At 39.9% G+C, this 15,522-nt stretch carries 6 protein-coding genes; 1 reads left to right on the top strand and 5 read right to left on the bottom strand.

What is annotated here, in order from left to right; all coding sequences use genetic code 11:
* Positions 1 to 75 precede the first annotated feature (75 nt).
* Genes KQP79_RS00725 through KQP79_RS00705 form a run of 5 tightly spaced genes read right to left on the bottom strand, consistent with a single transcriptional unit; the run spans position 76 to position 10,774 of the window.
* Positions 76 to 1,665 (bottom strand): fimbrillin family protein, encoded by a 1,590-nt coding sequence (locus KQP79_RS00725; protein WP_004308514.1) that lies wholly within the window; start codon positions 1,663 to 1,665, stop codon positions 76 to 78.
* A gap of 21 nt (positions 1,666 to 1,686) precedes the next feature.
* Complete coding sequence (locus tag KQP79_RS00720) at positions 1,687 to 2,679, bottom strand: fimbrillin family protein (RefSeq protein WP_008650787.1); 993 nt, start codon at positions 2,677 to 2,679, stop codon at positions 1,687 to 1,689.
* A 42-nt stretch (positions 2,680 to 2,721) separates the two neighbouring features.
* Positions 2,722 to 5,964 carry a DUF4450 domain-containing protein gene (locus KQP79_RS00715; RefSeq protein ID WP_008775435.1) on the bottom strand — a complete coding sequence of 1,081 codons (3,243 nt, stop codon included), beginning with the start codon at positions 5,962 to 5,964 and terminating at the stop codon, positions 2,722 to 2,724.
* Positions 5,965 to 6,002: 38 nt separating this feature from the next.
* Positions 6,003 to 7,622, bottom strand: coding sequence for a RagB/SusD family nutrient uptake outer membrane protein (locus KQP79_RS00710; protein WP_004308511.1), 1,620 nt, complete (start codon positions 7,620 to 7,622; stop codon positions 6,003 to 6,005).
* An 11-nt stretch (positions 7,623 to 7,633) separates the two neighbouring features.
* Complete coding sequence (locus KQP79_RS00705) at positions 7,634 to 10,774, bottom strand: SusC/RagA family TonB-linked outer membrane protein (protein ID WP_004308510.1); 3,141 nt, start codon at positions 10,772 to 10,774, stop codon at positions 7,634 to 7,636.
* A gap of 302 nt (positions 10,775 to 11,076) precedes the next feature.
* Here KQP79_RS00705 and KQP79_RS00700 point away from each other — a divergent pair, with 302 nt between their 5' ends.
* Positions 11,077 to 15,435 (top strand): hybrid sensor histidine kinase/response regulator transcription factor, encoded by a 4,359-nt coding sequence (locus tag KQP79_RS00700; RefSeq protein WP_004308509.1) that lies wholly within the window; start codon positions 11,077 to 11,079, stop codon positions 15,433 to 15,435.
* Positions 15,436 to 15,522: the final 87 nt, after the last annotated feature.

The raw sequence follows: 15,522 nt of genomic DNA, 5'->3' as shown, positions 1-15,522 counted from the left end.
TCCGCAAAGAACATACACGCTTTTTATAAAACTAACCCTATTCAAAACTCTATCATTTCCTTACCTCAATAAATATCAGAAAGCAAATACATATCGGGAGCTTACTCCAGGTCTGTCGTATTTCAATCCATCAACTTTGGTACTTCCACTGCTTGTCAACTGTACTCCAAATATACTTGTATTATTACGCTCTGTAGACGACCAATAATACATGTCATTTTTCAGTCCGTCACTACCTGTTATTTTTCCCAACTGCGTATTCATCGTTTCCCAATTAGTTACCATTGCCCTCAAATCACCGACAGAAGGAATAAACCAACCGGAAGAAATACTCGGAGCAACCAAATTATAGTTATTCAAGGAATTCACTAAAAGTGACTTATTCTTTGCTTCCGCATATTTTTTAATTACTTCCGTGTGATTATACCCTAATCGCTGATCCCTCGACGTACCATTCAATGTTCCGGTAGACGCCGATCCATCCCATCCCATCGGACTTAAATCAATATAGGAATTTCTTTCGGCAAACTCTGTACGATACCAAACTCTTATTTCATCTTTCTCCCCAAAAACAATATTGGTATTCTCTTTCAGCCCCAAAACCAATCCATGGGTACAGCCCGGATGATCACGCAATAATGCATCCTGACGTTCAGAATAAGTAAATTCATTATCTTCTGTAAAAGGATATAACACAGAAGGCATCGGATTACCAACAAAATAAACGACTCCTACACAATCATCGCTAACAGGAGCATTATCGTCAACAGAAGCCAACGCGCCATTAGAATATATCAGATCACCCACTTTCAACTCATGATCCACAGTTTGCAGTCCTCCGTCTATCTCACAATAAATATACTCTCCGGCTTTCAACTTTGTCGCATCTATCGAGTATTTTTTAAGCCCGTTGTCTACTGAACTGATAAAACTTCCTCCTATTTGCTCTACTTTTTTTGTCGGATTTACCAAAACACGGTAAGTCGTTGTTTCCTTATCATAATAAGGAATGATCACCTGCTCACCAATAGAAAATTTCACCTCTCTCAAAGATACACTGTAAGATGGCAGTTCAGGAGAAACCTCATTAGTGAAATTATAAGTAACAGAAGGCAGTTCGGCTACCATCAAGGCCATCCGATGATTCATTACAAAAGTTATTGTACTTCCGTCTGCTGAAGCCTCCCCTGTCATTAAATCATTATTTGTATATCTGTCACCACTCAGATCTGTGTCAACAGTCCAGTTCCCCACAATCGTTTCAAACGGATCCTCCTTCGTCATATCTATAGTTATATTTTCCTTATAAGGATAATACGCATAAAAAGTCACGGTTTCCAAATCTTCCGTACACGAAAGACGTCCTCCGTCAATTCCCCATATTCCATCATTATACGTCGCAAGGACATTTTTAATGAAAACTTCCTTATCACTATTTACCGCAAAAATACCAATCGCATCCCCGTCCGAAAAAGTTGTCTTGTAAGTCACATCAGTGACAGCACGACTTACATTGCCATTTTGTTGAATACTGGAATCAACCACCTCAATCTTTAATATATTACTATTGACGGCCAGCTTGGCATCCTCATCCTGCGAACATGCCACCATCAGAAAAGAACCGAGCAATACATAAATTACAAAAATGAATTTACAATATCTCATAATATTTCTTCTTTTAAATGTTTAATTATCATATAACTCCATACTTATTGACCTGCCCCCCTGACTCACAATAGTTTGAGTATTTCCCCCATCCCATTGTACATCTCCTGGTTCAACTCCTGTAATAGTATTACCGTCACTTGTATTAATTTCCTGACGATCTCCTTCAACCCATCCCTGAACTTCTCCAGATTCGACAGTTACATAAATCGTTTCATCCCTCTCACTGATTATTACAGTGTACGGATGTATGTGTCCGGGAACCAGGTCCATCTCACCAATCTTCTTGATAAAAGATTTCCCGCCCATTTCTATCTCAAAAGTAACCTCTGAAACTTTTTGAGGAAATACAATCAATGAAGTCCGCATATTTTCACCGGCCATAACCTTCTGAGATAACGCCAAAGCCGGTGCATCTTCGACAACAGCGGTCGTGCCGTCTATTGTATTGAAAGTTCCTTTAAGTTTCAAGCCAATCAACGTATAAGTTATGTCATCCAACGTCAAACCGTCTTTTCCTTCAAAAGAAAAATCAATCCTGCTCATCTGATGCGAAAAAGCAAAGTTGACATCCGGATTGTTCCGTCCGGCTTCCGTAGTCGCATAAAGAAAATCAATGGACATTTGCTTTTCCTGTGTTTGTTTATCCGAAGTCGTTTCCACTGTTATACAATCGGCAACCATAACGGAAGTCTCCGTAAATGGATAATAGGCGGACAATACATGTTCCTGTTTTCCCAGGAAATAAATAGACTGATTCTCGTCAAATGCTGCAAACGAAGATAAATTTCCTGTATATTTATAGGAAATATTTACATCATCTTCACAAGTTACCCCTATACGATCACCATCAGTCCACGTAGTACCAACAGTCCGGGACTTCTCCACAACCTCCGTGATTGTTCCCGAGATTGCCGCTTTCACCCCGACGATATCATCGCCGGAGTAATCATAGCTGCTACATCCCCAACATAAGATAGACAATGCAGCAATAAATGGCATTTTTCTTTTCATAAGACTATAATTTAACAAGTTATATTTTCGGAATAAAGACTGTTATTGTAATGTTACGCTCATCAATCCAATCACTACATCATTAGCAACGGTTTCCAATGTCAGTTCTTTCAGAGTCTTATTCTTGTCCAACGGAATATCCAGCATGACACCGGCGCCACCTTCAAATCTGCGGTCGGCAGATCCGCGAAGTTTCAAAGCCTTTCCCAAATCACGACTCACGATTCCTGTTTTTAAATGAAACCGATACGGGCGAGGTCTGGGAGCATCAAAAGCAAAATCATCCAGATAAAAGTCCTGCTCAATCGGACACCAATTATCAGGGTTTACCAATTCCAGCACCTCTGAAGTTCCATCTGTATAATATACACGTACAATTCCGTTGGCTATCCGGCACTGCATATGATTGGTGCTCCCTACAAGCAACAAATAAGCATGGGAAGCTTTTCCAGAGAGAGGAACCTTCACCATATCCGGATAATTATCCCATAAAGAAGTGTAAGCGATATTGTTACCTTCTTTCATTACACGGAAAGGAATACCAAGTGAAGTTTTATACATATTATCCTTCACCAAGCTACGTAAGCCGGAATCATCAATTTCAGCAGTCAGCAATGGATGGCACCATTCTCCAATTCCCTGAGTCGGTAACTGCAAAGTTGTATAAGGAGAACGTGGAGATAAATACTCATTTTTAAAAATATCCGCTACAGAAGAATTAAACTGCTTATCCATGTTTACCACACGACATTTACCAGTTTCAATATTTTCAAATCCATTGTATACGACTTGAGGAACATTGACATAGACATTGACAGGTTGCCACCATTCCATATTCCCTTGACGAGTGTACACAAAGAAAGTATGATGTCCTTTCTTATCTTTATTCACTTTCGACGAAAGCTTGGTTGTGTTTACCTTCTTCGTTACCAGAACATTTTGCGGGTCATATACTTTAAGAAACGAAATACCCTGAGGAGCGTTCAAGTCTACCTGTCCTTCCAGCGTAGTAACAATTTCATCATTTGCAATCTGTTGTAAGACATTACCTTCCCATTGAATCTCGATTTCAGCTTTGGTGACAGCCGGTACAGAAACAACAATCAGAGGATACCCATTCGCAGCTTCTTCCGTCTTCCATTTCACAGCTTTTCCATTCACCTTTACCAAACGGATCTTATCCTTCACTGCATTCACTTGCAACGTCAAGGCCAATGGTTCTTTGAAACGTTGTGTCACATTATAAATATCCATATCACCCTTACGTAAGAATTCATAAGCTAAATCAGCCATTGACATAGACGCCTTATCCCACGCCATAGGAAATCCCGGGCGGATCACCAATTTTCCATTCAGAGCATCCGGCGAAACGCCATACAAGCCCTGTATCAAAGTGCGGGATGTTATACCTATTTGGTCTGCAAAATCACGGTAAGTTTCCCGGCGAACAGCATCATACAAACTTATTTGTCCGAAATTGCCAGGACTTTTCCCAAGGTACATCCCATCCAGAATAGAACCTTTCAACAAATTAAAACCATCGTCTCCACGCCCTGCCTGAAAAAAAGCAAGCGCAGTATGCATCACCTCGGCAAACGCCACATTATTCACACTCCACACATAAGGCATCCAGTTCGTAGTGGATAATGTTTCATAATCACGATCCAACCCATCTGCAAATACCGGAATATGCGGAATAGAGGTATCGACATACCGGGTTGCCTGATAAGCCTGGAAAGGATCGGCTGTTTCACTATCTATCGCGTGATAGATAGTCCACAAACCAGCGCTTTCATGTAAACGCTTATGCCCCATGAAATCTTGAAACTCGGCCCAATGCCCTTTATCTTTTATCCAAAGCCTTTCATTCATCGCTTTCAATATCTTATCCGCCTCTTTTTCATAGGGAGTAGCATCTTCCCCTATCTTTTCAGCCAGCATAGCGGCCAATTTATTAGCACGATAGTTATACGCTGACGAATGAGTTACAGCTCCACTGTTATAATAAAGTGCATCACTGGCCCAAATACAGCAATAAGCATCATACAGCCCGTCATTATCAGGGTCATAATTCAATTTTTCCCATGCCAGATGACTAGTCAATACAAGCCACATTTTACGTACATAGTCCAAATCGCCGGTCCAGTTGAAATGCCAGAGCAACTCATCAATGTAGCAAAGATTCATATCATAATGATGCATTTGATCCTTTCGGTAAGGAGTACGGCAAATATACCCGTTACTGTAATGCGGGGTACCCCATTTTTTTACCGAACGTGCCAAATGTAAAGCAGTATCCTGTGTAGGATGAGGTATTGTCGCAGGGACATCCGTAACCTGACTTGCTGCATACGAATCGAAATGCGTACGAGCCCTATCATGCCAGCCAATAAAATCACCGATATAAGCAGCACGCCAGCCATTTAATTGCGAACGCCAGCCAATAGCGCCGTGAAGCCATATTTTGCCATCCCATATTCCATCAGCGGCAGCCGCCAAAGCCCCTCCCAATGGATTAAAATAGGGATCCGGAGTAGAAATCTGAAGAGATGACTCTATCTCCGAACGCCACTTTTCAGACTTATCGTATAGGGAAGTTCCTTCAACAAGAGCTGGTAAACGTAACTCCTGATCTTCCACAACAATATAAGCAGTCGTTCCATCCAAACTCAATTTATAATGTTTCTGTTCTTTCGGAAGTTGGGGAGCATCAAAACTATCAGCACGATCAGCACCCATATCACCATTGCGGCTTAAATTCTTCGCTCTAATCTCTGAAATATAGCAATGTAAAAGAGCCCCCTCCGGCATATCCTTCATTGTAAACCGCCATATCCCTCCTTCTGCGTCAGGAAATGCCAGTACGGAGATATTTAATTCACCTTTGCCCAACAAAGGATCTGTCAGACGATAAGTACGCCTTCCCGCCCTGTATCTGGCCTCACAAAATTTTAAAGAATCAAGGGCTATACTTTGATTACCACATTGCAAGCGAAAACAGATATGCTTACTATCCTTCGGCTTATAAGTAGCAAACACAGGCCGGTCGCTCGTTTCAATCCTAAAGTCTGTAATACCTCCGTACAATGCACGAGTATAGCGATTCTTGCCGTTCACACAAACAAAATCATTACCATCCGGACGATATTGTATAGTACGTTTTATCCCTTTTTTACGTTCAATTTGGGAAATTGTCTTTGTTATATGCGCCCCATCTGTCGCTGCTTGTACAACAAGTGAGAACGCAGAGCACATCAGAAAACCAATCAAACAACTTTTATTCATATTTTCCTATCCTATATTTATTACATTTACTTCAATTTTTAACGATACGCTTCATTTTGTACATACAGCCCCTCTTTCACTTTCATCTGCGAATCGGGAATAGGATAGAGATAAGTTCCATCCTTTATTTGCCGGATATACAATAACAAAGTCGGACGTATGACATTACCATTGGCATCCACTGCATATTCCTGAAATTTATCACGAACAGCTTGAAGATTATTATGACGTACCAAATCATGCCAACGGATTCCTTCACAAGCCAACTCTCTCCGTCTCTCCTTGTCAACACATTCCCGGAATGCAGCCGGTTCCTTTTCGGCATTTGTCAATACCGGTATTCCTGCACGCCGCCGTATCCTGTCGACCATATCAACCCCTTTTGAAGTTGGACCTACAATCTCGGCATACATCAACATCACATCTTCCAAACGAATCAACGGGAAATTCAGAGGGAAATAAGTACGATCCACTATCTGCGCATTAATATCATCATACCCCAATGCTTCTCTTTTCATTTTATGTTCCAGGAATTTGATAAAGAAATCCTCACCTGCATATTTCGTCACACTATTAGGATTGTCATCATTCACAAACTTGGTCGTATCAATAGTAGCCAGACACCGTACATCAAGAAAATGTCCTTCTTCATCTTGTTCCTCTTTCAATAAATTATCAAGCCCCTTCGCACAAGCAATACTATTACCGGACATTTCAAGAGTAACATATTTCGAAGGTAAACGAGGCACGGAGTGAAATACCATCGGATTACCATAATCTTTAGCGACTATATATTGAATTTCAAAGATGTGATATTTATTATCATTCTCATTTATCCACATTCTTTGCCATTCACTTGCATTTTTAGCCCAAAATTTACCGGTTGCATCCGCATAATCAATTACTTCTTCAAGAAGCTCCCTAGCGAGTTCCTTTTTAGTTTCATCATACAGAGGAAATCCCGCCATTGTCAGATAAACTCTTCCTAACAATGCCTTTGCCGCAGTCAATGTTGCACGGCCACTGGCGGATTTCCTTCCTAGATAATCCTTCGGTTCCTCCGTCAGGCTTCCGACAGCATATTCCAAATCAGGAATAATAACCTTCTCATAAATTTCTACAGCCTCCGACTGCGGAGTCGACATTGCTTCTGAAATAGTCTGAGGAACAAGCGTCAAAGGAACACGCCCGTAATAACGAACCAAATCAAAATAAGCTAATGCTCTCAAAAAACGCGCTTCTCCTATTTGTTGTTCCTTTATTCCTTCAATAGTATAATTCACCCCATCTACCTTGGACAAAAACAAATTGGCACGCGAAACAATCTCAAACAAGTCATTCCATGCATCCCGAACTGTTGCAATGGTCGATATATTAGGGTTAAAAGAACTGATGTCCATATAGTCACGCTGTGCCGTACTCAGTTCTCCGCACCATGTATTATCCGAACGAACCTCTGACATAAGTAAAGCATAAGTCGACAACGGAAGCAGTCCGTTATATACTCCTATCAACGCTTGCTCCATTTGCGACGGGGTCGTATAAAAGTTTTCAGTAGTACGGGTATCTACCGGAGTGACATCTAGCCAGTCACTACAAGAAGAGAATAACAATCCCATACTCATAGCTCCACTTAGTATATATTGATATAGTTTCATAGTTTCTTTTATTAGAATGTTACATTTACCCCTAAAGTAATAGTTCTAGCCTGCGGATATGAACCGTAATCATAGTCACTATTCTTTCCGTCATTATTTACTTCCGGAGAATAACCACCTTCATATTTATCCCACATCAGAAGATTTTCTCCCGAAATATAAACACGGGCATAATTAATTATCTTCTTATTTTTGATGGGAATACGATAGCCCAGCGTTACGTTTTTAATTTTAATAAAATCGGTACTATACAACCAGCGGGTATCGTACAGTGAACCTGTATTAGAGTTATTAATACCGGGAGTTTTCCCATCACCCGGCTGTTCCTCGGAAACCCACATATTTTCCCAACGTGACAATACATTGATAGATGCTCCCATACCCGGACGATCCATGCCACGACCGAGCAGACTATATATCATTCCCCCTGTCTGTCCAGTCAGTAATACAGACAGGTCGAAATCTTTATATTTAAAGGTATTTGTCATACCAAAAGTATAATCGGGATCCGGTTTACCAACCAACGTACGATCCTGGTCATTAATCTTACCGTCATCATTCACATCACGGTATCTCACATCACCCTGGATAGAATTGGACATTGTAGGATATTTCCTCAAATCTTCCTTATACTGATACACTCCTACAGCATCATACATATAATATGCCCTCAAAGGTTGTCCAACCATCAATACCTGTGTATTCGATTTATCCCATCCAATGAAAACCGTACTATTATCTTCTCCCAAACTCAACACCTTATTCTTATTATAAGCTATATTCAAAGAAGTAGTCCACTTGAACCTTCCTGTCAAGTTTTGGGTAGTCAGTTCAATCTCAAACCCTTTATTTTTTATACTACCGATATTCCCCCATGCTTGTGTGAATCCCATTGTACCAGGAACAGAAACCTGATATAATAAATCTTTAGTCGTTTTATCATAATAATCGGCAGCAAGAGTTATCCTGTTATCAAAAAATCCCAAATCCAAACCAACATTCCAACTGTGTGTCTTTTCCCATCCAAGTTCTTTATTATCAATTGAACAGGGAGCAAAACCATTGGTCAGGCTTCCACCAATTGAATAGTTGGAACTACCCATCAGCCCGATAGCAGCGTTAGTAGAAATAGAATTATTTCCATTCATACCCCAGCTACCGCGTATTTTCATTTGATTGACCACAAACTTTTCCGGCCAAAACTTCTCGTTAGAGATTCGATAGGCAGCAGAAACAGCAGGAAACATCCCCCAACGATTATTCTTTCCGAAACGTGAAGAACCGTCGCGACGAATACTTGCTGTCAACAGGTAACGGTTATCATATTCATACTGGGCACGCCCGAAATAGGATAATAAGCGATTGGGAGTTGACAAGGTAGCTAACGCAACTTTTATAGCCTCATCACTTTGGTTGAAAACTTCAAGTGAATTATCCGGGAACTGTTGCGCAGACAAGTTTGTAGTGGCTCCCGAAGAACTTTCCATTGAATAACCTGCCATAGCGGCAATATTATGCTTGCCTAATTTCTTATCATAATTTAATACAGCCTGCAACAGATATTTGGATGACCGTATATCTATACGGTTGGCAGAACTATGATACCCTTCACCATCCGTCCAGTTCTTAATTACCGAACTCGGAGTAAAAGTGCGAGTCTGACGGCTTGTAAAATCATACGCACCTTTCACTTCCGCCCTCAATCCGTCAATAATATTGACTCTGATAAAAGCTGAAGAATTCAACCGGGCCGTTTCGATATGATTGGTGACCTGCTCCATATAAGCAATAGGGCTGATTTTTGTACTAGACCATAAATAAGAGGCATAAGGTTCCGCACCGGAATATATCCCAGCATCTGGCTCTGCAACTGGACACATTGTCAAAACCTGATTTGCCTGCTGATCTTTGCCATCCACACGCCCACCATCTTTCCAGTCCATTGACGGAGCCATATTAACGCCTAAAGTGATGCGATCATACAATTTTGTCTCCACATTAGCCCGCAGATTCAAACGTTTGTAAGCACTCTCTATAGCAATACCTTGCTGGTCTATATATCCCAGAGAAAGCCGGTATTGAGTATTCCCTCTACCATTTGAAACAGAAAGCTGATAATTCTGCATCGGAGCCAAACGATAAAATTCATCCTGCCAGTCAATTAGTCTTAATCCACCGTAACCGGGCTGTGTCCATCGCGGGTCATTCATATACTCATAGTTTACCCGATTACCATTCAAGGCATAACGGGTATCCCAATCATCATCTGCCGTAGCTCCTTTTCCTCCTAAAGCAGCAAGGTATCTACTATTGTTATAGGCAGTCCGGAAAGTGATCCACTCTTCCGGGCTTAGTACATCTATTTTCTTTTCCAATTGTTGGATACTGAATGCAGCAGAAAACTGTACCCGGACTTTATCATCCTTATTAGCCATTTTAGTTGTAATCAAAACAACACCATTAGCACCACGAGAACCGTAAATAGCAGAAGATGAAGCGTCTTTCAAAACTTCAATCGACTGAATATCATTTGGGTTGATACTTCCCAAATCATCTATCGGAATTCCATCTACTACATATAAAGGAGTGGCATCCGCATTAATGGAAGCAGCTCCGCGCACACGAATCTGTAATTCTGATCCCGGCGCACCATTAGTTGACCGTACTTCTACTCCCGCCAACTGCCCCTGCAATGAAGAGGCAAGATTGGGTGCCGGACGGTCTTCAAGTTTCGCTGCATCAACTTTGGCAATGGCCCCGGTCACATTCCCCCTTTTGGCTGTACCATAACCGATTACAACCACTTCGTCCATTTGCACGTCATTTTCGCTCATCCTGATGGCAAAAACACTCTTTCCTTTAATAGAAATAGTCTGTGAAGCATATCCCAAATAAGACACCTCAATTGTCTTAGCTTTATCAGGAACTGTAAGAGTAAATTTGCCATCCACATTGGTAATTGTCATTCCAGACTTCCCTTCTGCTACAATAGTTGCCCCGATCAACGGTTCATTTCGTTCATCAACCACCGTACCGGATATGGTACGTTTTTGTGCAAATACTGTGACCGAATGGAGAGCCGAAATCATCATCAAGAAGAAAAATATATATTTTCTTCTCCAACAGCTAATCTCACAAACAGTGCTTTTCATACATTCTAGTTTTCATTTAATAATATTAGTTTTATACAATCTCATAAACCATGGTAATACAAAATCCAGTTATCAATTCAACAGCAAATATAGCGGCATACATGAAGCTGCTCATGCATTTTTCTCCATATACCATGCACATTTGTCCACCTGAACATTCTTATATAGTCCCTCTTTCTTTTTTTCAGGTTATTCAAGAAATTCAATGCAAAAGTCTGAATTTAAACTTTAAAATTACGTGCTATTTATCTATCTTTACCGCAAATCTAAAAAAACACAATCATTATTATCACTATACAAGTATGAGATTCTTCATTAAAGCTACAATTTTCTTTTTTATATGTACATGTATTATATATCCGGCAAACGCCTCCATAGAAATACATGCTAGGAATCTGACTGCCACTGACGGATTAGCCAATAATTCTATCAGGCATATCTATCAAGACAGCAAAGGATTCATTTGGTTTTCTACTTTAAATGGCCTGAGCCGTTATGATGGAAATTCATTTGTTACTTTCCGTCCCCAGAGCGGTGAAGAACTGTCATTAGCGGATCATCGTATCAGAAGTGTACAGGAAGACTCTGACGGATTCCTATGGATTACAACTTCCGCGGAACAAATCAGTTGTTATGATTTGAAAAAAGACTGTTTTGTAGATTTCACCGGCAAAGGAGAAATGAAAGACCGTTATAATGAAGTCACAATCCTCCCTAATAAGGATATATGGCTTTGGGGAAGGGTGCAAGGCTGCCGGAAAATTACTTATAAAAACAACAAATTCAGTTCGGAAACATATTCTACCGACAACCATAAACTAAAATCCGACAATATACGTTTTCTTAGTGTATTTGATTCAAATTCCATTTGGATTGGTACAGGAAAAGGGCTGTATTTACTTAAAGATAACACGCTCGAATGTATAGATTCGACTCACTACTTCCTTCAAAGCGCAGTCATTGATAATACTATTTATTTCATAACATCAGAGGGATTTATTTGGAAATACAACCAGCAGCACCTCACGAAAGTTGCCAATACTGCCACATCAACTGATTTTTTGCTAACAGGCAATATTGTATTACGTAACGAATGGCTGTTATTTACCAAACAAGGCGGAATCTTATTCAATCCCAAGACCAATACAACCAGAATTGCTCCGGAAGAGCTCAATATCCGTAATGGATTGGTAGTGAAAGATAACCGCAACAACTACTGGGTTCATAATCAGACTGGATACATTAACTATATTCAAAAAGAATCCGGTAGTGTCAAAAAGATTGATGTAAGATCGTCAAAGCTTCCATATTTCATTGATTACGAACGCTATCATGTCTATCATGACTCCAGAGACATTATATGGATAACGACTTATGGGAACGGACTTTTTGCCTATAATCCTACTACTAAAGAACTGGAACATTTTACCGCAACCGCCAATCATACAAATCCCATCGCCTCAAACTATCTTCAATATATAATAGAAGATCACTCGGGCAATTTATGGACAAGTAGCGAATATTCCGGTATATCCCAAATTGAAATCATAAATAAAGGGGCTGCAAAAGTATATCCCGAAGGTGAATTAAATATCGACAGGGCAAATGCCATCCGCTTCATATCCCACATGCAAGATGACGAAGTATGGATAACAACGCGTGCAGGCGGATTATATATCTACGATAATAAACTAACAAAACAGAAAAGCAAAAAGTATTATGATATAAATATCTATTCTGCATGTGAGGATAGTAAAGGTAATATATGGTTGGGAACACGCGGGAAAGGGCTCCAAGTCGGAGACGACCAACACTATATACATCAGGCAACCGATACAAATTCCTTAGCTGCCGATCCAGTATTCTGCATTTTGCAAGACCGCAAACAACGTATGTGGATAGGAACGTTCGGCGGAGGACTTGATCTCGCTGTTCCTAAAAAAGACAAATACATATTCCGGCATTTTTTCAATAAGACTTATGGCCAAAAGGAAATCCGCACTATCTGCGAAGACCGTAACGGATGGATATGGGTAGGAACCAGTGAAGGTGTTTTTGTATTCGATCCTGACCGTATTATAAAAGACCCGAACGATTTTTACCAATACAATCTGGATAACCATGCCCTGAAAAGCAATGAAATAAAATCAATTATACAAGATAAGAAAGGCAGGATATGGATTGCCGAATCAGGTATCGGATTTTGCGTAGCCAATATAAAGAATGATTATAAAGATATATCCTTTACTCACTATACGGTCAATGATGGACTTGTCCACAGTGTAGTACAAGCTTTCATTGAAGATGATGAAGGAAATATCTGGGTATCCACCGAATATGGGATTTCTTGTTTTAACCCGGAAAACAAAATATTCAACAATTACTTCTTTTCTAATGATATATTGGGGAATGTATATACAGAAGGATGTGCCAAATTAAAAGATGGTCGTTTGGCTTTCGGCACCAACCACGGACTTATAATACTCAATACTAAGCAAATTAAAAACAAAGAGAAAATTCCGTCCGTTACATTTACAGACTTAAAGTTAAACGGAATATCAGTCCGTCCTGCCGATATGGACTCTCCATTGACAGCCGCTCTGGCATATACAGATGCCATCAGTCTGAAATATTACCAAAGTTCCTTTGTCATAGACTTCTCCACTTTTGACTATCCCATTTCGACTAATACAAGGTTCAGCTACAAACTTGAAGGATATGACGATGACTGGAGTATTCCTTCTACATTAAACTTTGCAGCTTATAAAAACTTACCGGCAGGTACCTACTATCTACATGTCAAAGCCTGCAGCGTATCAGGTATATGGAGTGATAACGAGGAGACACTTGAAATCAAAGTAACTCCCCCTTTTTGGGCAACCGGATGGGCTTTCTTTGTTTACATACTCATTGCAGGCATTATCATGTATTTTGTATATCGTACTATCAGGAATATTAACAACTTGCGGAATAAAATTAAAGTAGAAAAGCAATTAACAGAATACAAGTTAGTATTTTTCACCAATATCTCACATGAATTCAGAACTCCGCTTACACTAATACAAGGGGCTTTGGACAGAATCCACCGTACCCACAATATCCCCAAGGAGATACGTTACTCTATCAAACTAATGGACAAAAGTACCCAGCGTATGCTGCGTCTGATCAACCAATTACTTGAATTCCGGAAAATGCAGAACAACAAACTCGCCCTTTCACTTGAAGAAACTGACGTTATCGCTTTCTTATATGAAATCTACCTAAGCTTTCAGGATACAGCCGAATCCAAGAATATGGATTTCAAATTTATACCATCCGTCAATTCATACAAAATGTATATTGATAAAGGTAATATCGACAAAATCGCCTACAATCTTTTATCAAATGCTTTCAAATATACTCCTTCCGGTGGAAAGATAGAATTCAGCATTTATATTGATAAACAGAAACAGCTATTAATCATGAAAGTAACGGATACAGGTGTAGGCATACCCAAAGAAAAACGTAATGAGCTGTTTAAACGTTTCATGCAAAGCAGTTTTTCTAGCGACAGTATAGGAGTAGGTTTACATCTTACCCATGAACTGGTTCATGTTCACAAAGGGAACATCTGCTATGAAGAAAATCCGTCAGGTGGTTCTATTTTCATTGTAACTTTACCTACTGATTCTTCCATTTATCAATCTAACGACTTCCTTATTCCTGAAAATGCCATATTAAAAGAAGAAGCACAAAACCATCCTTCGCTTTCTGCTCTTAATGAGGAAAATGCTCACTCTGAATCAGAAGAAGAAATAGATAAAGAAGTAGAAAATATAGAGAAAGAACTAAAAACAGAACTGAACGCATCTGATCAAGAGGGTCCTCTAAACAAACGGAAAATACTTATTATCGAGGATGACAATGACGTACGGGAATTCTTGAAAGAAGAACTGACCCCATATTTCGAGGTTGCTGCCGAAGCGGATGGAAAAAATGGTCTGGAGTATGCCCATAATAATGATATAGACCTCATTATCAGCGATGTCATGATGCCTGGATATAATGGTTTCGAGATAACCCGTAAACTAAAAAGTGACTTTAGTACCAGTCATATTCCTATAATCCTACTTACAGCCCTGAATGCAGCGGAAAGCCATCTGGAAGGAGTGAAAAGCGGTGCAGACTCTTACATAACAAAACCTTTCAGTACCAAACTGTTACTGGCAAGCATATTCAAACTGATAGAACAGCGTGACAAACTAAAGGAGAAGTTTTCCAATGACTTGTCAGCCAAACGTCCTGTGATGTGTACATCGGATAAAGACAAGGAGTTTGTCGAAAATCTGACCAAGATAGTGGAAGAACAACTGACTAACCCTGAATTTACTGCCGATGATTTTGCTTCTATGATGTCACTGGGTCGCACCATCTTTTACCGTAAAGTGCGTGGAGTGACCGGATATACTCCCAAAGAATATCTTCGTATCATGCGAATGAAGAAAGCTGCTGAATTGTTGTCAACCAAGAAATATACCGTATCTGAAGTAACTTATATGGTCGGCATCAATGACCCGTTCTATTTCAGCAGATGTTTTAAGGCTCAATTTGGCATCTCTCCTTCCAGTTATCAGAAAAGATACCAAGAGGGCATAAGAGAAACAGAAATAAACGAAGATTAATAAATATATTTATGTGTTTGTGAACATATGTACATGTTTAATGGAATTTTTTCACTAGTCGGAATAAAAAGTTCAGACTAATTTTGT

The sequence above is a fragment of the Bacteroides sp. DH3716P genome (genome assembly GCF_025914115.1).
GTDB classification, from domain to species: Bacteria; Bacteroidota; Bacteroidia; order Bacteroidales; family Bacteroidaceae; genus Bacteroides; species Bacteroides ovatus.
This window is presented reverse-complemented; position numbering and strand designations above follow the sequence as displayed.